Source organism: Pseudomonas sp. MPR-R2A5 (genome assembly GCF_058793055.1).
In genome coordinates this window covers 1-19,006 of sequence record NZ_JBXAFK010000055.1, presented here as the reverse complement: position 1 = coordinate 19,006, position 19,006 = coordinate 1, and the positions used below count along the sequence as shown (strand labels likewise).

Genomic DNA, 19,006 nt, shown 5'->3' with positions numbered 1-19,006 from the left:
TGGCGGTCAAATTACAAAATGGAACATCTTTCAGGCCGCCTGCACCTGGTTACGCCCTGCCGCCTTAGCGCGGTATAACGCCTCGTCGGCGCGCTTGAGTGCCAGCTCACTGCGTTCGCCAGGCTGGAACTGCGCCACCCCCATCGACACCGTGATTGTCACCGGCTCGCCCTTGAAGTGAAACGGACAGGCCTCGATGGCAGCGCGCAGCATGCCACCCACCGCCAAGGCATCCGCCAGGGATGAGTCCGGCATCAGCAAGACAAACTCCTCACCGCCAAAACGCGCGATGAAGTCGCCCGGACGCAGGCGCTTGCGCAATACGTTGGCGATGATCTTCAACACTTTGTCACCCGCCAGGTGACCATAGCCGTCGTTGATGCGCTTGAAGTGGTCGAGATCCAGCATCGCCAGCGACAGGCTGTTGCCACGCTGATGCCAGATGTTCACCTCATGGTCCAGGCGCTCGCTCCAGGCCGCACGATTGGGCAGGCCGGTGAGCGGGTCGATCAGGGCCTTCTGGCGTTGCACCTCCAGGTGCTCGCGATAGCCCTGGGCCTCCTGTTCCATATTGGCGACGCGCTCCGCCAGCCCCTTGAGCCGCGTGGACAATTCCTGCTCACGCTGGTCGCGCTGCTGCTGGTGTTCATCCATGGTGCCGAGCAAGCCTTCAAGGTGGCTTTCGAGCACCTTCTTGAGACTGTCCAGGTCAGCCGCTTCCTGCACGCTGCTTTGCAGGCCGTCGACCTGCTCGCGAATCTGTGTGTCCAGCTCACGGGCTGCTGAGCGGCTGTCGGCATGGCCGTCGCTGGCCACCTGCAAATGCCCCTGGAACGCTTCGAGCCGCTCGTTCAATTGCTTGAGGTAAGCCTCGAACTCATGCTGGCCGCTGTCGGTGACCGCCAGCATCAGCACGGCCAGGTCATCGAGAATCGGCAGCAATTCGTACCAGTTCAGCCCATGGGCCAGGCGTTCGCGCATGGCTTCGGCCTGGGGCCGATGGCGTTCGGGGAGGGACAGGTCTTCCAGCAGACCGAGCAATGTGTCTTCGATGTGCTTGGCCACGGAGCTGTAGGACGGCTCAGGCGAATCGGGCAGAGCGTAGACGCCATCCGATTGCAGCTCGTCAGGATCGGCACTCTCCAGGACGGGCGGCAGGGACAGGCTGCCGATAGTGGTCTCGTCTGGCGCATCGACCAGCACCTCGGGCGCTTCGATAAAGGCAGCGAGTGCGCTTTCGGGTGCTGGCTCCTGGATCGCCGGTTCAGAGACATCGGTCTCAGCTGCCTCGATCGGCTGCGCGACAGGAATGGCCTGGGCCGGAGCCTCGAATACGAAGGTTTCGCTGGCGACTTTCGCGGCACCGGCACCCTCTGCGACCGGTACAGCCTTGACGGGCGCGACTGACACGGCAGGCGCAGCAGGCGCAAGCTGAGGTTGAGGCTCAGGGGCTGCCGGGGCTGGCGCAAAGGCCCGCAAAGCTTGGGCCAACTCTTCGGATTGTGCAGGCGCTTGGGGTGCTGGTTCGGCTGCGACCTGGGTAGCAACAGGCGGCGGCGCGGACGGCGGCGGCGCTGGTTCGCCCACTGGCGCCTCAGTGCTGGCCTCCCGAGTGCCAAACAGGCGCTGCAGCAGGCCCGGCCCGGAGCGCGTGGCTTCACCCTCCGGCTCCAGATTATTCAACGCTTGCCCTTGCAGGGCGCTCAACTCACTGAGCAACAGCGGAATCTCGCGCGCCTGGCCGACACGGCCATCCAACTGCTTAGCGAAGGTTTTCAGCGGGCGCGCGACTTCACGGGGCAGCGGCAGTTTTTGCAACTGCGTCACCAGGGCCGTCAGCGCAGCACCCATCTGGTCGACACGCGTTTCGCGGCGCTGCTCTGAATCCAGCACGGCTTTTTCCAGTCGTGGCAACAAGGCAGCAAGGGCGGCGTCCATATCATCCGTGCGCACGACATCGCGCATTTCCTTCATGCATTGATCGACCGCGCGGTCGGTGCCCTCAGCAGCCAGCGTGCTGCGTACCAACCCTCGGCGCAGCAGGTCGAGGCGAGAGGCCCAGCGACGTTCGAGCTTTTCTTGTTGCTCGATGCTTAACAGGTATTTTTCTTTCCAGCGCTGGGCGTCGTCGCTCATGCAAGGGGTCCGCGAGGGCCGGGGCTCAACGCGGGCAATGCATCAACCGTGAGCGAACCCGGCAGACGAATCTCTACCGCGACCGGCAGGTGATCGGAGATAGGCTGCGCCAGCACCTGCACACTTTCGAGTGTGAGGGTCGGGCTGAGCAGGATATGGTCAAGACAACGCTGCGGACGCCAGCTGGGAAACGTGGCTTCGACTTGCGGCGCCAGTAGCCCGAGGTCCCGCAACGGGGAATTCTGCAGCAGGTCATTGGCATGGGTGTTCATGTCACCCATCAGCACTTGATGCTTGTAGTTGCCAATCAACTCGCGCACGTAGGCCAGTTGCAGGTTGCGCGTACGCCCCCCGAGCGCCAGGTGCATCATCACCACCACCAAGGCCTCCGGCCCTTCACCGAAACGCACGAGAATCGCTCCCCGGCCCTTGGGGCCCGGCAGTGGGTGATCTTCGATGGCGGTCGGTTTAAGGCGGCTCAGCACACCATTACTGTGCTGCGCCAGACGCCCGAGGTTGCGATTGAGTTGCTGATACCAGTAGGGGAAGGCACCGAGCTGAGCCAGGTGCTCGACCTGGTTGATGTAGCCCGAGCGTATGCTGCCGCCGTCGGCCTCCTGCAAGGCGACCAGGTCAAAGTCGTTGAGCAGGTTGCCGATCTTTTGCAGGTTACCGGCCCGCCCATTGTGAGGCAGCAGATGCTGCCAGCCACGGGTCAGGTAATGCCGGTATTTTTCGGTGCTGATACCGACCTGGATATTGAAGCTGAGCAGGCGCAACCGGCTATCTGCCGGCAAGCCCGTGGATTCCAGGTGATCCTCATTGACCCGCGCGTCATGCAGGCCAACAACGCGTTCGGTACCCCAGCGGCGCATGACAGGCCCCTTACTTGGCTGCGCGCTCTTTGGCGATCAGTTGGTCGGCAACATTGAGGGTCGCTTCAGGACCACCGGTAGTGCCCAGGTCGAAACGGTATTTGCCGTTGACGATCATGGTTGGAACGCCCTGCACGCCATACTTCTGCGCGAGTTCCTTGGCCTGCTTGATCTGGCCCTGAATGGCGAAGGAATTGAAAGTGGCCAGGAACTTGTCCTTGTCTACACCCTGGGTTGCGACGAAGTCAGCCATTTCATCAGGCTTGGTCAGGCGTTTGCCTTGTTTCTGGATCGCGTCGAAGACGGCGTTGTGAACCTTGTGCTCCACACCCATGGCTTCCAGGGTCAGGAACAGTTGGCCGTGTGCATCCCAAGGGCCGCCGAACATGGCCGGAATACGTTTGAAGTTCACGTCGGAAGGCAATTTCTCAACCCATGGGTTGATGGTCGGTTCAAAGGCGTAGCAATGCGGGCACCCATACCAGAACAGCTCCACCACTTCGATTTTACCGGGTACCGATACAGGTACAGGGTTAGCCAATTCAACGTAGGTCTTACCGGCTTCAAGCGGCACGTCGGCAGCTTGTGCGGTCATGCCGAAGAGGCTGGCAGTGACGAGAGCGGCGCTGAGGATCAGATTACGCATGCTTTACTCCTAGACAAATAAAGTCGCCTCACGCGACCTTTGTTGTGACAGGTCTACGCGGGCATGAGTTCGTTAGTGTAACGGCACCGGCCACAAAAAAGGGCGGCCTAAGCCACCCTTTTTATGCTTGCATCGCGGGATTAATCGAGCGTTAACGTACTGCCCGGATCAGTGCAGGCCCTGGATGTACTGGGAAACCGCTTCGATATCCTTGTTGCTGAGCTTGGCAGCAATGCTCTGCATGATCTTGGTATCACCGTCGTTGGTACGATTGCCTTCACGGAAGTCAGTCAGCTGCTTGGCGACATACTGCGCATGCTGGCCGCTCAAGTGAGGGAAGCCTGCCGCTGCAAGGCCTGCGCCATTAGGCGAGTGGCAACCGATGCACGAAGGCATGCCTTTTTCAAGGTTGCCACCGCGGAACAGGTCTTGGCCGCGGGCCACCTGCTTGGGATCGGCAGCTCCCACACTGCCTTTCTGGCTGGAAAAATAGGCGGCGATATCGGCCAGGTCCTGGTCACTGAGGTTGGTCAGCAAGCCGGTCATTTCCAGGACCGTGCGCTTGCCGTCCTTGATGTCGTGCATCTGCTTGGTCAGGTAACGCTCCCCCTGGCCGGCCAGTTTGGGGAAGTTCGGCGCCGGGCTATTACCATCCGGTCCATGGCAAGCACCACACACGGCGGCTTTCGCCTGACCCGCAGCAGCGTCGCCTGCAGCATGGGCAACACCGGTGATGCCCAAGGTCAACAGCAGACTCACGATCAGTTTGTTCATCAGCTAATCCAACTACGGCTAAGGGTTTAAGAGTTATCTAACCGGGTTTACTCACCATCATTTCAATAATGGCCTGGTAATCCTCGGGACTGCAGTCCATGCACAAACCACGCGGCGGCATTGCCTTGAAACCCTGGGTCACGTGTCGCACCAGCGTGTCCATGCCCTGCGCCCGCCTGGGCGCCCATGCTGCCTGGTCACCCCGCTTCGGGGCGTTCGGCAGTTGGCCGGCATGGCAAGCCACGCAAACTCGGTTGTACACCGCTTCCGGATCCTGTGTAGCCTGAGCGCCGTAAAGCGGAACCAGGACACCGATAGCAAGCAACCATCTGGTCATACATCGACCTTTTCAGGGTTTGAGAGCGTTTTGCGTTCTAATGCGCAATAAAGGTCTATCGCTCCCGTGAACTTCATCCTTCGCTGGGACAAAGCACACACAAAATCTGCGGCATTATATACTGGCGCTACTGAAACGGAAACGACACCGCTTGCCGCACCCTTTTTCGGCACCGCCCACATCGGAAATCTCATGCAACTCAAGAATCCCATCCTCGGCCTGTGCCAACAGTCCACGTTCATGCTCAGCGCCGCCAAAGTTGACCAATGCCCCGATGACGAAGGCTTTGAAGTCGCCTTTGCCGGTCGCTCCAACGCTGGTAAATCCAGCGCGCTGAACACCCTGACCCACGCCAGCCTGGCGCGTACCTCGAAAACCCCGGGCCGCACGCAGTTGCTCAACTTCTTCAAGCTAGACGATGATCGGCGTCTGGTCGACCTTCCCGGCTACGGTTACGCAAAAGTCCCTATCCCGTTGAAGCTGCACTGGCAGCGTCACCTGGAGGCTTACCTGGGCGGCCGGGAGAGTTTGAAGGGCTTGATCCTGATGATGGACATCCGTCATCCAATGACCGACTTCGACCTGCTGATGCTCGATTGGGCAGTCGCCAGCGGCATGCCAATGCATATCCTGCTGACCAAGGCCGACAAGCTGACCTACGGCGCCGCCAAGAACACGCTGCTCAAAGTGCAGGCCGAAATCCGTAAAGGGTGGGGTGACGCGATCACCATCCAGTTGTTCTCAGCGCCAAAGCGCATGGGCCTGGAGGACGCCTACACCGTGCTGGCCAGTTGGATGGAATTGGCAGACAAGGGCGCGGAAATCGCCGAGTAACTTTTCGACGGGCAAAAAAAACCCCGGACTTCGTATGGGGAGGGGAAGTTCGGGGTTCAAGTTCCGGACCGCTAGGGCGGGGTCCAGATATCTGCCAACACTTAACACAACATAGGAGCATTGAAGGGCTTCACCACCCATTCAGTAACTCTGAGTCGCATTTCATGAGTTAAGTTCCTGCCCGCCCAAAAAACTATTGGCAATAACTGACATCACTTTCGGATCTAACGCGCTCAGCCGCCACGCTGGGTGGCGGCAAAGCCCCGAAATCAGTGGGCTTCGTCCCAGTTGTCGCCCACACCCACTTCCACCAGCAAGGGCACATCCAGTGTCACGGCCTGGCTCATGTGCTGACGAATCTCCTCACGCACTGTATCGACCAGGTCTTCGCGAACCTCCAGCACCAATTCATCGTGCACCTGCAGGATGACTTTGGCGTCCAGGCCCGACTCGGCCAGCCAGTGATCCACCGCCACCATGGCTTTCTTGATGATGTCCGCCGCCGTGCCCTGCATCGGTGCGTTGATCGCCGTCCGTTCGGCACCCTTGCGCAGCGCCGGGTTCTTCGCGTTGATGTCCGGCAGGTACAGGCGACGACCAAAAATGGTCTCGACGTATCCCTGCTCGGCCGCCTGGGCGCGGGTGCGTTCCATATAAGCCAGCACGCCAGGGTAGCGGGCGAAGTAGCGGTCGATATACGCCTGGGATTGCTTGCGGTCGACGCCGATCTGCTTGGCCAGGCCAAACGCGCTCATGCCGTAGATCAGGCCGAAGTTGATCGCCTTGGCGCTGCGCCGCTGGTCGGTGGTCACCGCATCCAACGCCACCCCGAATACTTCGGCAGCGGTAGCCTTGTGCACATCCAGGTCATTACGGAAAGCATGCAGCAGGCCTTCATCCTTGGCCAGGTGCGCCATGATCCGCAGTTCGATCTGCGAGTAGTCCGCCGCCAGCAACTTGTAGCCTTTGGGCGCGATGAACGCCTGGCGAATCCGCCGGCCTTCGGCGGTGCGGATCGGAATGTTCTGCAAGTTCGGGTCACTGGACGACAAACGCCCGGTTGCCGCCACCGCTTGGTGATAAGACGTGTGAATACGCCCGGTGCGCGGGTTGATCTGCTCTGGCAGGCGGTCGGTGTAGGTGCTTTTGAGCTTGCTCATCGAGCGGTATTGCATCAGCACCTTGGGCAGCGGGAAATCCTGGTCGGCCAACTCGGCGAGCACCGCTTCGGCGGTCGACGCCTGGCCCTTGGCGGTCTTGCTGAGCACCGGGTGGCCGAGTTTTTCGTAGAGGATCGCGCCCAATTGCTTGGGTGAGCCAAGGTTGAATTCCTCACCCGCGATGGCAAATGCCTCACGCTCCAACTCGACCATCTTGTTCCCCAGCTCAACGCTCTGCACACCGAGGAGCTTGGCATCCACAAGCGCACCCTGGCGTTCGATACGCGCCAACACCGGCACCAACGGCATTTCGATATCCGTCAGCACCGAGGCCAGGCTTGGGATAGCCAGGAGTTTTTCATGCAGGGTCTGATGCAGGCGCAAGGTCACGTCAGCATCTTCTGCGGCATATGGGCCGGCTTGTTCGAGGGAGATCTGGTCAAAAGTCAGCTGTTTGGCGCCTTTGCCGGCGATATCCTGGAAGCTGACGGTGGTGTGACCCAGGTATTTCTGAGCCAGGCTGTCCATATCATGGCGGGTGGCGGTGGAATCCAGGACGTAGGACTCGAGCATAGTGTCGTAGGCAATGCCCTGCACCGAGATGCCGCATGCCTGATCACCGCCGATAGCGCAGTTGGCCAGGATGTTCATGTCGAACTTGGCGTGCTGGCCGACCTTGAGCTTGCTCGGGTCTTCGAGAATCGGCTTGAGTGCGCGCAGCACCGTGTCACGGTCCAGTTGCTCCGGTACGCCCATGTAGGAATGGGTCAGCGGGATGTAGGCGGCTTCATAGGGCTGGACTGCAAACGACAAGCCCACCAATTGCGCCTGCTGGGCATCAATGCCAGTGGTCTCGGTGTCGAAGGCAAACAACTTGGCGTCGCCGAGCTTCTTCAACCACACGTCGAAACGCGCCTGGTCGAGGATGGTTTCGTACTTGAGCGCGGTATCGACGAGCGGCGCATTCTCCACAACCGGAGCCGCCACCTCCAGCCCAGAGCGCTTGGCGTCGCGTTGCACTTCGTCGAACCAGCTCTTGAACTCCAGGAGGGTGTACAACTCCAGGAGCTTCTCGCGATCCGGCTCGATCAGGTGCAGGTCATCCAAGCCCACATCCAGCGGTACATCGATCTTGATGGTTGCCAGCTGGTAGGACAGGAACGCCATCTCCTTATGCTCCAGCAGCTTGGCCGGCAGCGTCTTGGCACCGCGGATGGGCAGGGTTGGCACGATATCCAGTTGCTCGTACAACTCTTTCAGGCCGCCATTAACGCCCACCAACAAGCCAGAGGCGGTTTTGGGACCAATGCCTGGAACCCCTGGAATGTTGTCGGACGAGTCGCCCATCAGCGCCAGATAGTCGATGATCTGCTCCGGAGCGACGCCAAATTTCTCCTTTACGCCCTCCACATCCATGGCGCTACCGGTCATGGTGTTGACCAAGGTAATGTGCCCGTCCACCAGTTGCGCCATGTCCTTGTCACCGGTCGAAATCACCACCGGGCGGTCAGCGGCCGCGCTGCTGCGGGCCAGGGTGCCGATGACATCATCGGCCTCGACGCCTTCGACGCACAGCAAAGGGAAGCCCAGGGCGATCACACTCTGGTGCAGCGGCTCGATCTGCAAGCGCATGTCATCGGGCATGCTCGGACGGTTGGCCTTGTACTGCGCGTACATATCGTCGCGAAAGGTCCCACCCTTGGCGTCGAACACCACCGCGAACGGGCTGTCCGGGTACTGCTTGCGCAGGCTCTTGAGCATGTTCAACACGCCCTTGACCGCACCGGTCGGCAGGCCTTTGGAGGTGGTCAGCGGTGGCAGCGCATGGAAGGCGCGGTACAGATAAGAAGAACCGTCCACCAGGACGAGGGGTGCTTGGCTCATGAGCAGGATCAACCTTTTCGGCGGGTCAGGCGCTAGAATAGCCGGACCAATGAAAACAAAGGGACAAGGTTATCATGCGTACATTCAATCGCCTGCTGTTGACCGGCTTGTTTGCATTCGCTCCGCTGGCCGCCATGGCGGCAGACACCGCCCCTTCGGGCGACCCGGAAGTCACCATTCGCACGGAAGGCGACCGGACTATCCAGGAGTACCGCCAAAACGGTTTCCTGTACGCAATCAAGGTGACCAAGAAAGGCTTTCCACCGTATTTCCTGGTGCGCGCGGACGGAACCGATGCGAACTTCATCCGCTCTGACCAGCCGGATATGCTGATCCCTTCATGGAAGATCTTCGAATGGAAATGATTTCTTAACTTTAATCGGCGCTGCTCCCCGCAGCGCCCGTAATGGCAGTTTTAACCATGTCTGTGTTCACCCCCCTGGCTCGGCCCGAGCTGGAAACCTTTCTTGCCCCCTATGGGCTCGGCCGCCTGCTTGACTTCCAGGGGATTGCCGCTGGTAGCGAAAACACCAATTTTTTTATCAGCCTGGAGCAAGGCGAGTTCGTCCTGACCCTGGTTGAACGCGGCCCGGTCGCAGAAATGCCGTTCTTCATCGAACTGCTCGACGTGCTCCACGACGCCGACCTGCCCGTGCCCTACGCCCTGCGCACCACCGACGGCGTAGCCTTGCGCGAACTGGCCGGTAAACCAGCGTTGCTGCAACCGCGCCTGGCCGGCAAGCACATCAAGGACGCCAACGCCCAGCACTGCGCCCAGGTCGGCGACCTGCTCGGCCATCTGCACTTGGCGACGCAAGGCGAGAAAGTGCTGGAACGCAAGACTGATCGCGGGCTGAACTGGATGCTCAGCGAAGGCGCGCAGCTCATTTCGCACTTGAACGATGCACAGCAAAGCCTGCTGCAAGCTGCATTGACTGAAATCGAGGCCCACAAGGTCGAGATCCTCGCCCTGCCGCGCGCCAACGTTCACGCCGACCTGTTCCGTGACAACGCGATGTTCGAAGGCACGCACCTGACGGGCTTGATCGACTTCTATAACGCCTGTTCGGGGCCAATGTTGTACGACGTGGCGATCGCCCTGAATGACTGGTGTTCGGATGCCGACGGCGTGATAGATGGGCAACGTGCCCGTGCGCTGCTGGGTGCCTACGCAGGGCTACGGCCGTTCACCGCCAAGGAGGCCGAGTTGTGGCCGACCATGTTGCGCGTGGCCTGCGTGCGGTTCTGGCTGTCGCGACTGATCGCCGCGGAATCCTTTGCCGGGCAAGATGTGTTGATCCACGATCCCGCCGAGTTCGAGCATCGGTTGGCGCAACGCCAGCAGGTCACCGTCCACCTGCCATTCGCGCTCTAAGGACCCACCCGGTCAAAAATGTGGAAGGGGCCTGCCCCCTCCCACATTTGATCTTGGTTGAGGCTTACAACGACTCCAGGCAACCTGCCAGGTCATTCCCCAACTTATCCAACACCTGCTCGTAACCCTGGGCCGACGCCGGGGTGTAGCCGCCCAGTGCATCCAGTTCCGCCAGTTTCACCGGCAAACCGGCCACCAAGGTCTCGGCAAGGCGCGGGCGCAAGGGTGGTTCACTGAACACGCAGGTCTTACCGACTTCCTGCAAACGCGTACGCATCGCCGCCACGTGCTGGGCGCCGGGTTGCACTTCGGCCGCGACGCTGAACACACCGGCGTGCTTGAGCCCATAAGCGTCTTCAAAGTAGTCGAAGGCCTCGTGGAACACGAAGTAAGGTTTGGCACTGACGCCTGCCATACGCGCTTTCAGGCGCGCGTCCAAAGCATCCAGGCGGCCATCAAACGCTTTCACGTTGCTCTGATAACGCTCGGCATTCTCCGGGTCAACGGCGCTGAGGTCCGCAGCCATGCGCGCGGCGATGACCCGCGCGTTGACGGTCGACAGCCACAAATGTGCATCCAGGCTGCCCGGGCGGTGATCGTGGTCATGTTCGTCAGCATCATCGGCGTGAGAATGGCTATCTTCGGCGAAACGACGCAATTTCATGCCCGGCAGGTCCTGCACCGCCACGGTTGCCGCCGTACGGCCCTTGAGCACGCGGGGCAGGAAGCTTTCCATGTCCGGGCCGATCCAATAGAGCAAGTCCACCGATTGCACACGCCGTACGTCGGATGGGCGCAAGGCGTAGTTATGGGGCGACGCGCCTGGCGGCAGCAGCACCTCTGGAATGGCCACACCCTCCTGCACAGCCGCGGCGATCAGTTGCAGCGGCTTGATGCTGGTCAGCACCTTGACCTCGGCCTGCGCGGCACCGGCAATGAACAAACTGGCGGCAAATACGACAAAAACGGGAAAAAGTCGGGACACGATGACCACTCAATGGCGTAGGAACGGGTAACATAATAACGTCTCTATCAAATGTCTGTCGCCGCTCATGCCTATAACACCGCTTGCCAGCCGTCCCCACGACCACTCTCACTGCGTGCATACCGCGCTGTCGGAAGCCGATACCCTGTGCGCACAGAAGGGCTTGCGCCTGACTGCTTTGCGCCGGCGGGTGCTGGAGCTGGTGTGGCAAAGCCACAAGCCACTGGGCGCCTACGACATTCTCGGCGTGCTCAGCGAGCAGGACGGGCGCCGCGCCGCGCCGCCCACGGTGTATCGCGCACTGGACTTCCTGCTGGACAACGGCCTGGTACACCGCATTGCCTCGCTCAACGCCTTTGTCGGCTGCAATCACCCGGAACACGCCCACCAGGGCCAGTTCCTGATCTGCCGCAAGTGCCACGCCGCCATCGAGCTTGAACAAAAAAGCATCAGCGACGCCATTATCAAGAGTTCCGCCGATGTCGGCTTCAAGGTGGAAGGGCAAACCGTCGAAGTCGTCGGTCTCTGCTCCGGTTGCCAGGGGGCTTGATGAGCAATGCGCTAATCCGCCTGGAGCAGGTCGGGGTCACGTTCGCCGGGCAAAACGTGCTGGATAACATCGCACTGAGTGTGGAGCCGGGGCAGATCGTCACCCTGATCGGCCCCAATGGCGCCGGCAAGACTACCCTGGTGCGCGCTGTCCTCGGCCTGCTCAAGCCCGACACTGGCAGCGTGTGGCGCAAGCCCAAGCTGCGCGTCGGCTATATGCCACAAAAACTGCATGTGGACCCAACGCTGCCATTGTCCGTGCTGCGTTTCCTGCGCCTGGTACCCGGCGTGGACCGCACCCGCGCGCAGGCGGCGCTCAAGGAAGTCGGCGCTGAACACGTGATCGACAGCCCGGTGCAAAGCATCTCCGGGGGCGAAATGCAGCGCGTCTTGCTGGCCCGCGCCCTGTTGCGCGAGCCTGAACTGCTGGTGCTCGATGAGCCGGTACAAGGCGTCGACGTCGCTGGCCAGGCCGAGTTGTACAGCCTGATCACCCGCCTGCGCGACCGCCATGGCTGCGGTGTGCTGATGGTTTCCCACGACCTGCACCTGGTGATGAGTACCACTGACCAGGTGGTGTGCCTCAACCGTCATGTGTGCTGCTCCGGCCACCCGGAACAGGTCAGCGGCGATCCGGCGTTTGTCGAACTGTTCGGCAAGAACGCACAGAGCCTGGCGATCTACCACCACCATCACGACCACGCCCATGACCTGCATGGCGCCGTGGTCGACGATCCCGCGACACCTCACACCCACGTTCATGGAGATAGCTGCAAGCATGGCTGATTTTCTGCTCTACGCCCTGCTGGCAGGCTTGGCTCTGGCGCTGGTGGCGGGCCCCCTGGGTTCGTTCGTGGTCTGGCGGCGCATGGCTTACTTCGGCGACACGTTGTCGCATGCCGCGCTGCTGGGCGTAGCCATGGGTTTTCTGCTGGACGTCAGCCCAACCATCGCCGTGACGGCAGGCTGCCTGCTGCTGGCGGTACTGCTCGTGACCCTGCAACAGCGCCAACCGCTGGCCTCCGACACGCTGCTGGGCATCCTGGCGCCGAGCACGCTGTCCCTGGGCCTGGTGGTGCTGAGCTTCATGCATGAAGTGCGCATCGACCTGATGGCCTACCTGTTCGGTGACTTGCTGGCAATCAGCCCAACCGACCTGGCCTGGATCCTCGGCGGCAGCGCAGCCGTGCTGGTGCTGCTGGTGAGCCTGTGGCGGCCACTGCTGGCGATCACCGTGCATGAGGAGCTGGCCACCGTCGAAGGCTTGCCCGTCCCCGCTCTGCGCATGGCGCTGATGTTGTTGATCGCAGTGGTGATCGCTGTCGCGATGAAGATTGTCGGCGTATTGTTGATCACATCGCTGCTGATCATCCCCGCAGCCGCCGCCCAGCGTCACGCCCGTTCACCGGAGCAGATGGCGCTCGGCGCCAGCCTGTTGGGGATGCTTGCGGTATGCGGGGGCCTGGCGCTGTCCTGGTTCAAGGACACCCCGGCAGGACCGTCGATTGTGGTCACGGCCGCCGCCCTGTTTCTGCTGAGTTTTGTCCTGCCCCGTCGAGGGGTGTAGACTTGCTCGCTTTTTGCGCAAATAGAGAGTCGCAGGAATGAAGCCGTTCACCTCCCGTTATCTGCTCCTTGCCGCATTTTCCCTGCTGCTGGGCGCCTGTCAAAGCACACCGCCCGCCGCCCCCGAGGCGCCTGACGCGCGCGCTGCGGCCATCGCACAGCTGGAGCAAAACCTCGCCAGCAGTGAGCTGGCCACCGCCGAAGACCAGCTCGCCGCATTGCAGGCCGAGTCGCCCAACGACCCAGCGCTGGAGGCGTACCAGCGCCAATTGGCCGAAGCCTATCTGCAACGCAGTCAAATCGTATTGCAAAAAGGCGATGTCAACGCCGCCGCCACCGCCCTGAGCCGTGCCCGTGCATTGATGCCCAAGGCCCCGGCGCTGACGGGTGGGGTAAACAGCGCCATCACCCACGCCCGCAAAGCCGAGCTGGACAAAGCCGAGGCCGCCCTGAAAGCCGCCGAAACCAAACCCGTCGCCAAGGTCATCGACCCGTCCGCCCAAAGCACTACCGTAGCGCTGAACCTCACCGATATCGAAGAACTGCGCCATCAACTGGACGCCATCGCTACCGATGTCGTGAATTACCAGTGTGAAGTCAGCCTCCAGGTGCCGCGCACCCAGGATTACCCGTGGCTGGCCACGCTGCTGACCAAACGGGTGAAGCGGATTGATTCGGGGTATGACCTGAAGATTCAACGGCAGATTCTGAAGAACATCTCGGCGCAGGTTGTGCTGACTCCGCGTAAGGCGGAATGACGCATCGGGGGCAAGTCGAATCGTCGCACCGTCCCTCCCACATTTGAAATGTATTCCAAATGTGGGAGGGCGCTTGCCCCCGATGACGATCTAACAAACAACCAAAAAATCAGGCCGGGATCGCCTTGGCCTTCGGCTCACGATCCCAAACCCGATGCTGGGCAATCGCGGCAAAAAACGCCTTGAACGCTTTCGCATCCGAACCAACGATCAACCCCGCATCCGCCTCAAGCTTGAGCAAATCCAGCAATGGCTTCGCGTCACTGGCCACCGTGATCGCTTTCAGATGCTTGTAGGCTTCCAGCAGGAAGTGCAACGCCACACCATCACCGCTCAAGGCTTTCACCGAGTCTTTCCCGCCAGGCACGAACACCGCATCAAACGCAATGGACGGCATGCCTTCCATCGACGCATCCACCTTCAGGCGCTTGCCATCAGCCGTCTTCACCGGCGCCGAAGTCGGCCCCAACAGCTTGGCATGGGCACCCTCAGCTTCCAGCGCCTTCTTCAGCGCATCAATCGCTGTGCCATCCACGCCATCAGCGGCAAGGATCGCTACTTTGCGCGTCTTGATATCGCCCGACAGCAGGTTCACCTGGCTCAGCGCCGGCGACTCTTTCAATGACGTCTTGCGTGGCGGTACCGTGCCCTTGGTCGGCGCCGGCAAACCGAGGTTCTGCGCCACGCGCTTGGCCAGTTCCAGATCGATATTGGCCAGAATCTCGTTGACCTGGCGCGCACGGATAAACTCACGCTCCACCTTACCCAACTCGAAGCTGTAGGCCGCGATGATGTGCTCTTTCTCATGATGGCTCATGCTGTTGAAGAACAGCGTGGCTTGGGAAAAGTGATCGCCAAACGACTCACTGCGTTCACGGACCTTGTTCGCGTCGACCCGCTCATAGTAGGTCTCAAAACCGCCATCCTGAGCAGCTGCCGGGGTTTCTTTGGGCCAGCCGCCGTCAATCGAGTTCGGCTCGTAGGCCGCACGGCCCTTGTCGATCACCGTGCGATGCTGGGCGTCGCGCTGACCATTATGGAAAGGCACTACCGGCCGGTTGATCGGCAGCTCATGGAAGTTCGGCCCTCCCAGTCGGCTGATCTGGGTATCCGTGTAGGAAAACAGACGGCCTTGCAGCAACGGGTCGTTGGTGAAGTCGATGCCTGGGACGATATGGCCAGGGCAGAACGCAACTTGCTCGACTTCAGCAAAGAAGTTGTCCGGGTTGCGGTTAAGCACCATCTTGCCCAGCGGGGTGATGGGCACCAGCTCCTCGGGGATGATCTTGGTCGGGTCCAGCAGGTCGAAGTCGAACTTATGCTCATCTTCTTCGGCGACGATTTGTACACCCAGCTCCCACTCAGGGTAATCGCCACTTTCGATGGCTTCCCACAGGTCGCGGCGGTGGTAGTCGGTGTCTTTACCGGCAAGCTTTTGCGCCTCGTCCCACACCAGCGAGCAGGTCCCGACCTTTGGATGCCAGTGGAACTTCACGAAGCTCGACTTACCTTCGGTATTGATCAAGCGGAAGGTATGAATACCGAACCCCTGCATGGCGCGCAGGCTTTTTGGAATGGCACGGTCGGACATTGCCCACAGCACCATGTGTGCCGACTCCGGCTGCAGCGAGACAAAATCCCAAAACGTATCGTGCGCCGAGCCGCCGGTAGGAATCTCGTTGTGCGGCTCAGGTTTTACCGCGTGCACAAAGTCAGGAAACTTGATCGCATCCTGGATGAAAAATACCGGCATGTTGTTGCCCACCAGGTCGAAGTTGCCTTCGTCGGTGAAGAACTTCACGGCAAAGCCCCGCACGTCACGCACGGTATCGCCCGAACCACGCGGGCCCTGCACCGTAGAAAAGCGCACGAACACCGGGGTTTTATGCTCGGGGTTCCGCAGGAAGCCAGCCTTACTCAGCGCTGAATGGTTTGCATAGGTCTGGAAATACCCATGGGCGCCCGTACCACGGGCATGCACGATGCGCTCCGGGATACGTTCGTGATCGAAGTGCGTGATTTTCTCACGCATGATGAAGTCTTCCAGCAGCGACGGGCCGCGGGCGCCGACTTTCAACGTGTTCTGGTTATCGGAAATCTTTACGCCTTGGTTGGTACGCAGCGCCTGGCCGGTCGCGTCGGAACGGAACGCCTCCAGGGCCTGCAGCTTGGCGTTGGTGTTGCCACGGTCCAGGGTATCGGTGCCCGCGAGTTCACTCTTCGGCGGGGTAGCTGGCTTCTTGGTACTCATCAGACAAAACTCCTTATTCAAAGTGGCCAGAGCGGTCCCCGGCTCGTTTGAGCAAAACCCCAGGCACGGCACCTGGGAAATCGCGTTGCTTAAGTAGTGACTGACGCAGTTTTGTACCGTTCCTTTTTTATGACCTTTGATCGCGTTATTGCCAAATCGCTGGATGAATGCGAAATAAATGCTAAGAAACGCTATACGGACAGGCTAAAATGCGCGCCCGGCTAACCGCTGATCCCTTTTCCATGCGCCCCACAAGGTTCGCTACGTGATCGAGTTTCATAACGTCCATAAAACCTACCGCGTCGCCGGTAAGGATATCCCCGCACTGCACCCCACCAGCCTGCGCGTAGAGAACGGCCAGGTGTTTGGCCTGATCGGCCATTCGGGTGCGGGTAAAAGCACCCTGCTGCGCCTGATCAACCGCCTGGAAGAACCCAGCGGCGGCCAGATCAATGTCGACGGTGAAGAAGTCACGGCCCTGGACGCCAACGGCCTGCGTCGTTTCCGCCAGCAGGTCGGGATGATCTTCCAGCACTTCAATCTGCTGGCCTCCAAGACCGTTGCCGACAACGTGGCACTGCCGCTGACCCTGGCCGGCGAATTGTCCCGCAGGGAAATCGACCAGCGCGTGGCCGAATTGCTCGCTCGTGTCGGGCTGTCGGACCATGCCAGGAAATACCCGGCGCAGCTGTCCGGCGGCCAGAAGCAGCGCGTCGGTATCGCCCGCGCCCTGGCGACCAAACCCAAGATTCTGCTGTGCGACGAAGCCACCAGCGCCCTCGACCCGCAGACCACCGCCTCGGTCCTGCAATTGCTGGCCGAGATCAACCGCGAGTTAAAACTGACCATCGTGCTGATCACCCATGAAATGGATGTGATCCGCCGCGTGTGCGACCAGGTCGCCGTGATGGACGCCGGCGTGATCGTCGAGCAAGGCTCGGTGGCCGATGTGTTCCTGCACCCCAAGCACGCGACCACCAAGCGCTTCGTGCAGGAAGCCGAGCAGGTCGATGAAGGCGAGCAGCGCGATGACTTCGCCCATGTACCAGGCCGTATCGTGCGCCTGACATTCCAGGGCGAAGCGACCTACGCGCCGCTGCTGGGTACCGTCGCTCGCGAAACGGGGGTGGACTACAGCATCCTTGCCGGGCGTATCGACCGCATCAAAGACATCCCCTACGGGCAACTGACCCTCGCCGTCACCGGCGGCGACATGGAAGCGGCCTTTGCGCGCTTCACCGCCGCAGACGTCCACATGGAGGTCCTGCGCTAATGGAAGTCCTGTTGAGTTTCTTCGCCAATATCGACTGGTCCGAAATCTGGCTCGCCACCGGCGACACCATGATCATGTTATTTGGCTCGCTGTTCTTCACTGTGCTTCTCGGCCTGCCACTGGGCGTGCTGTTGTTCCTGTGCAGCCCGCGCCAGTTGTTCGAACAAAAAGGTGTATACGCGCTGCTGTCGCTGATCGTGAACATCCTGCGTTCGCTGCCGTTCATCATCCTGTTGATCGTGATGATCCCGTTCACGGTACTGATCACCGGCACATCGCTGGGCGTGGCCGGCGCTATCCCGCCACTCGTCGTCGGGGCAACGCCATTTTTTGCACGGCTGGTGGAAACCGCCTTGCGCGAAGTCGACCGCGGCATCATCGAAGCCACCCAGTCCATGGGCGCCAGCACGCGTCAGATCATTACCAACGCCCTGCTGCCCGAAGCTCGCCCCGGCATTTTCGCGGCGATCACGGTGACGGCGATTACATTGGTGTCCTACACCGCCATGGCCGGTGTGGTCGGCGCCGGTGGCCTGGGTGACTTGGCGATCCGCTTCGGTTACCAGCGTTTCCAAACCGACGTGATGGTGGTCACCGTGGTGATGCTGTTGGTTCTGGTGCAAATTCTGCAAACCGTCGGCGACAAGCTGGTGGTGCACTTTTCTCGAAAATAACGGCCATTGCCGGCCCCCGCCGGCACATGCCCGAACAAGGAGCTTGCTGGATGAAAAAACTACTGGTTGCTTTCGCCGCCGTCGCCGCGTTTTCCGCCCACGCCGAGACAATTACCGTCGCTGCGTCGCCGGTACCCCATGCGGAAATCCTCGAATTCGTGAAGCCTGCACTCGCCAAAGAGGGCGTGGACCTGCAAGTCAAAGTCTTCACCGACTACGTGCAGCCGAACGTGCAAGTGGCTGAAAAACGCCTGGACGCCAACTTCTTCCAGCACCAGCCGTACCTTGATGAGTTCAACAAAGCCAAGGGCACTCAGCTGGTGAGCGTCGGCGCCGTGCACCTGGAGCCCCTGGGTGCTTACTCGAGCAAGTACAAAAAGCTGGAAGACCTGCCGGACGGTGCCAACGTAGTGATCCCGAACGACGCCACCAATGGCGGCCGCGCGCTGTTGCTGCTGGCCAAGCACAACCTGATCACCCTGAAGGACCCGACCAACATCCTGTCGACCATCAAGGACATCACCGGCAACCCGAAAAAACTCAAGTTCCGTGAACTGGAAGCCGCCACCCTGCCGCGTGTGCTGACCCAGGTCGACCTGGCGCTGATCAACACCAACTACGCGCTGGAAGCCAAGCTGGACCCATCCAAGGACGCCCTGGTGATCGAAGGCAATGACTCGCCTTACGTGAACATCCTGGTAACCCGCGAAGACAACAAGGATTCGGACGCCGTGAAAAAGCTGGTTGCCGCCCTGCACACGCCTGAGGTGAAGCAGTTCATCCAAGAGAAGTACAAAGGCGCAATCCTGCCGGCGTTCTGATCCGACTCGGTCTCCAACACTCTGGAGATCAAAAAATGTGGGAGGGGGCTTGCCCCGGTACAAACCGGGGACATCGTTTACATTTCTAACCGGGGACATGGTTTACAG

General features: G+C 60.6%; 18 protein-coding genes. 10 read left to right on the top strand and 8 right to left on the bottom strand.

Going from position 1 to position 19,006, the window contains the following annotated elements:
• Positions 1 to 30: 30 nt before the first annotated feature.
• From AC1Q6I_RS29320 to AC1Q6I_RS29300, 5 genes are all read right to left on the bottom strand, one after another.
• On the bottom strand, positions 31 to 2,136 hold the full coding sequence (locus AC1Q6I_RS29320; protein WP_102624632.1) for a GGDEF domain-containing protein: 2,106 nt from the start codon (positions 2,134 to 2,136) through the stop codon (positions 31 to 33).
• Complete coding sequence (locus tag AC1Q6I_RS29315) at positions 2,133 to 3,011, bottom strand: endonuclease/exonuclease/phosphatase family protein (RefSeq protein ID WP_024072633.1); 879 nt, start codon at positions 3,009 to 3,011, stop codon at positions 2,133 to 2,135. Before AC1Q6I_RS29315 ends, AC1Q6I_RS29320 begins: the two co-directional genes overlap by 4 nt.
• Before the next feature lie 10 nt (positions 3,012 to 3,021).
• Complete coding sequence (gene dsbA, locus AC1Q6I_RS29310; RefSeq protein ID WP_024072632.1) at positions 3,022 to 3,657, bottom strand: thiol:disulfide interchange protein DsbA; 636 nt, start codon at positions 3,655 to 3,657, stop codon at positions 3,022 to 3,024.
• Between the two features lie 168 nt (positions 3,658 to 3,825).
• Positions 3,826 to 4,431, bottom strand: a complete 606-nt coding sequence (locus tag AC1Q6I_RS29305; protein ID WP_024072631.1) for a c-type cytochrome — start codon at positions 4,429 to 4,431, stop codon at positions 3,826 to 3,828.
• A gap of 37 nt (positions 4,432 to 4,468) precedes the next feature.
• Entirely contained in the window at positions 4,469 to 4,768 is a 300-nt protein-coding gene (locus tag AC1Q6I_RS29300; RefSeq protein WP_024072630.1) for a c-type cytochrome, read from the bottom strand.
• 192 nt (positions 4,769 to 4,960) lie between these two features.
• On the opposite strand from AC1Q6I_RS29300, the gene yihA reads away from it, so the two are divergent.
• Positions 4,961 to 5,602 carry a ribosome biogenesis GTP-binding protein YihA/YsxC gene (gene yihA / locus AC1Q6I_RS29295; RefSeq protein ID WP_024072629.1) on the top strand — a complete coding sequence of 214 codons (642 nt, stop codon included), beginning with the start codon at positions 4,961 to 4,963 and terminating at the stop codon, positions 5,600 to 5,602.
• Between the two features lie 269 nt (positions 5,603 to 5,871).
• Here yihA and polA read toward each other — a convergent pair whose 3' ends face one another.
• Entirely contained in the window at positions 5,872 to 8,646 is a 2,775-nt protein-coding gene (gene polA / locus AC1Q6I_RS29290; protein ID WP_024072628.1) for a DNA polymerase I, read from the bottom strand.
• Between the two features lie 74 nt (positions 8,647 to 8,720).
• On the opposite strand from polA, the gene AC1Q6I_RS29285 reads away from it, so the two are divergent.
• Both AC1Q6I_RS29285 and AC1Q6I_RS29280 read left to right on the top strand, forming a co-directional pair.
• Positions 8,721 to 9,011 carry a DUF2782 domain-containing protein gene (locus tag AC1Q6I_RS29285; RefSeq protein WP_024072627.1) on the top strand — a complete coding sequence of 97 codons (291 nt, stop codon included), beginning with the start codon at positions 8,721 to 8,723 and terminating at the stop codon, positions 9,009 to 9,011.
• A gap of 56 nt (positions 9,012 to 9,067) precedes the next feature.
• The gene (locus AC1Q6I_RS29280; RefSeq protein WP_024072626.1) at positions 9,068 to 10,021 is read left to right on the top strand and encodes a homoserine kinase; all 954 of its coding nucleotides are present in this window, start codon (positions 9,068 to 9,070) and stop codon (positions 10,019 to 10,021) included.
• 64 nt (positions 10,022 to 10,085) lie between these two features.
• Here the strand turns inward: AC1Q6I_RS29280 and AC1Q6I_RS29275 are convergent, their stop codons facing one another.
• Positions 10,086 to 11,015 (bottom strand): zinc ABC transporter substrate-binding protein, encoded by a 930-nt coding sequence (locus AC1Q6I_RS29275; protein WP_024072625.1) that lies wholly within the window; start codon positions 11,013 to 11,015, stop codon positions 10,086 to 10,088.
• A 58-nt stretch (positions 11,016 to 11,073) separates the two neighbouring features.
• On the opposite strand from AC1Q6I_RS29275, the gene AC1Q6I_RS29270 reads away from it, so the two are divergent.
• Genes AC1Q6I_RS29270 through AC1Q6I_RS29255 form a run of 4 tightly spaced genes read left to right on the top strand, consistent with a single transcriptional unit; the run spans position 11,074 to position 13,879 of the window.
• Positions 11,074 to 11,556, top strand: coding sequence for a Fur family transcriptional regulator (locus tag AC1Q6I_RS29270; RefSeq protein ID WP_102624631.1), 483 nt, complete (start codon positions 11,074 to 11,076; stop codon positions 11,554 to 11,556).
• Positions 11,556 to 12,341 (top strand): zinc ABC transporter ATP-binding protein ZnuC, encoded by a 786-nt coding sequence (gene znuC / locus AC1Q6I_RS29265; protein ID WP_102624630.1) that lies wholly within the window; start codon positions 11,556 to 11,558, stop codon positions 12,339 to 12,341. Before AC1Q6I_RS29270 ends, znuC begins: the two co-directional genes overlap by 1 nt.
• Positions 12,334 to 13,122 carry a zinc ABC transporter permease subunit ZnuB gene (znuB, locus tag AC1Q6I_RS29260; RefSeq protein ID WP_024072622.1) on the top strand — a complete coding sequence of 263 codons (789 nt, stop codon included), beginning with the start codon at positions 12,334 to 12,336 and terminating at the stop codon, positions 13,120 to 13,122. The genes znuC and znuB overlap by 8 nt, the downstream gene beginning before the upstream one ends.
• Before the next feature lie 37 nt (positions 13,123 to 13,159).
• Positions 13,160 to 13,879 (top strand): PA5502 family lipoprotein, encoded by a 720-nt coding sequence (locus AC1Q6I_RS29255; RefSeq protein WP_102624629.1) that lies wholly within the window; start codon positions 13,160 to 13,162, stop codon positions 13,877 to 13,879.
• Between the two features lie 109 nt (positions 13,880 to 13,988).
• Here AC1Q6I_RS29255 and katE read toward each other — a convergent pair whose 3' ends face one another.
• Positions 13,989 to 16,151 carry a catalase HPII gene (gene katE / locus AC1Q6I_RS29250; RefSeq protein ID WP_256581280.1) on the bottom strand — a complete coding sequence of 721 codons (2,163 nt, stop codon included), beginning with the start codon at positions 16,149 to 16,151 and terminating at the stop codon, positions 13,989 to 13,991.
• A 244-nt stretch (positions 16,152 to 16,395) separates the two neighbouring features.
• Here katE and AC1Q6I_RS29245 point away from each other — a divergent pair, with 244 nt between their 5' ends.
• Genes AC1Q6I_RS29245 through AC1Q6I_RS29235 form a run of 3 tightly spaced genes read left to right on the top strand, consistent with a single transcriptional unit; the run spans position 16,396 to position 18,898 of the window.
• Positions 16,396 to 17,403 (top strand): methionine ABC transporter ATP-binding protein, encoded by a 1,008-nt coding sequence (locus tag AC1Q6I_RS29245; RefSeq protein WP_024072619.1) that lies wholly within the window; start codon positions 16,396 to 16,398, stop codon positions 17,401 to 17,403.
• Positions 17,403 to 18,077, top strand: a complete 675-nt coding sequence (locus AC1Q6I_RS29240; RefSeq protein WP_024072618.1) for a methionine ABC transporter permease — start codon at positions 17,403 to 17,405, stop codon at positions 18,075 to 18,077. Before AC1Q6I_RS29245 ends, AC1Q6I_RS29240 begins: the two co-directional genes overlap by 1 nt.
• A 50-nt stretch (positions 18,078 to 18,127) precedes the next feature.
• Complete coding sequence (locus AC1Q6I_RS29235; RefSeq protein ID WP_024072617.1) at positions 18,128 to 18,898, top strand: MetQ/NlpA family ABC transporter substrate-binding protein; 771 nt, start codon at positions 18,128 to 18,130, stop codon at positions 18,896 to 18,898.
• The last annotated feature ends 108 nt before the right edge of the window (positions 18,899 to 19,006 follow it).

Excerpts from the sequence above, each read along its gene's own strand:
- AC1Q6I_RS29320 (WP_102624632.1), bottom strand. The coding sequence starts at position 2,136 with ATGAGCGACGACGCCCAGCGCTGGAAAGAAAAATACCTGTTAAGCATC.
- AC1Q6I_RS29315 (WP_024072633.1), bottom strand. The coding sequence starts at position 3,011 with ATGCGCCGCTGGGGTACCGAACGCGTTGTTGGCCTGCATGACGCGCGG.
- dsbA (WP_024072632.1), bottom strand. The coding sequence starts at position 3,657 with ATGCGTAATCTGATCCTCAGCGCCGCTCTCGTCACTGCCAGCCTCTTC.
- AC1Q6I_RS29305 (WP_024072631.1), bottom strand. The coding sequence starts at position 4,431 with ATGAACAAACTGATCGTGAGTCTGCTGTTGACCTTGGGCATCACCGGT.
- AC1Q6I_RS29300 (WP_024072630.1), bottom strand. The coding sequence starts at position 4,768 with ATGACCAGATGGTTGCTTGCTATCGGTGTCCTGGTTCCGCTTTACGGC.
- yihA (WP_024072629.1), top strand. The coding sequence starts at position 4,961 with ATGCAACTCAAGAATCCCATCCTCGGCCTGTGCCAACAGTCCACGTTC.
- polA (WP_024072628.1), bottom strand. The coding sequence starts at position 8,646 with ATGAGCCAAGCACCCCTCGTCCTGGTGGACGGTTCTTCTTATCTGTAC.
- AC1Q6I_RS29285 (WP_024072627.1), top strand. The coding sequence starts at position 8,721 with ATGCGTACATTCAATCGCCTGCTGTTGACCGGCTTGTTTGCATTCGCT.
- AC1Q6I_RS29280 (WP_024072626.1), top strand. The coding sequence starts at position 9,068 with ATGTCTGTGTTCACCCCCCTGGCTCGGCCCGAGCTGGAAACCTTTCTT.
- AC1Q6I_RS29270 (WP_102624631.1), top strand. The coding sequence starts at position 11,074 with ATGCCTATAACACCGCTTGCCAGCCGTCCCCACGACCACTCTCACTGC.
- znuC (WP_102624630.1), top strand. The coding sequence starts at position 11,556 with ATGAGCAATGCGCTAATCCGCCTGGAGCAGGTCGGGGTCACGTTCGCC.
- znuB (WP_024072622.1), top strand. The coding sequence starts at position 12,334 with ATGGCTGATTTTCTGCTCTACGCCCTGCTGGCAGGCTTGGCTCTGGCG.
- AC1Q6I_RS29255 (WP_102624629.1), top strand. The coding sequence starts at position 13,160 with ATGAAGCCGTTCACCTCCCGTTATCTGCTCCTTGCCGCATTTTCCCTG.
- AC1Q6I_RS29240 (WP_024072618.1), top strand. The coding sequence starts at position 17,403 with ATGGAAGTCCTGTTGAGTTTCTTCGCCAATATCGACTGGTCCGAAATC.
- AC1Q6I_RS29235 (WP_024072617.1), top strand. The coding sequence starts at position 18,128 with ATGAAAAAACTACTGGTTGCTTTCGCCGCCGTCGCCGCGTTTTCCGCC.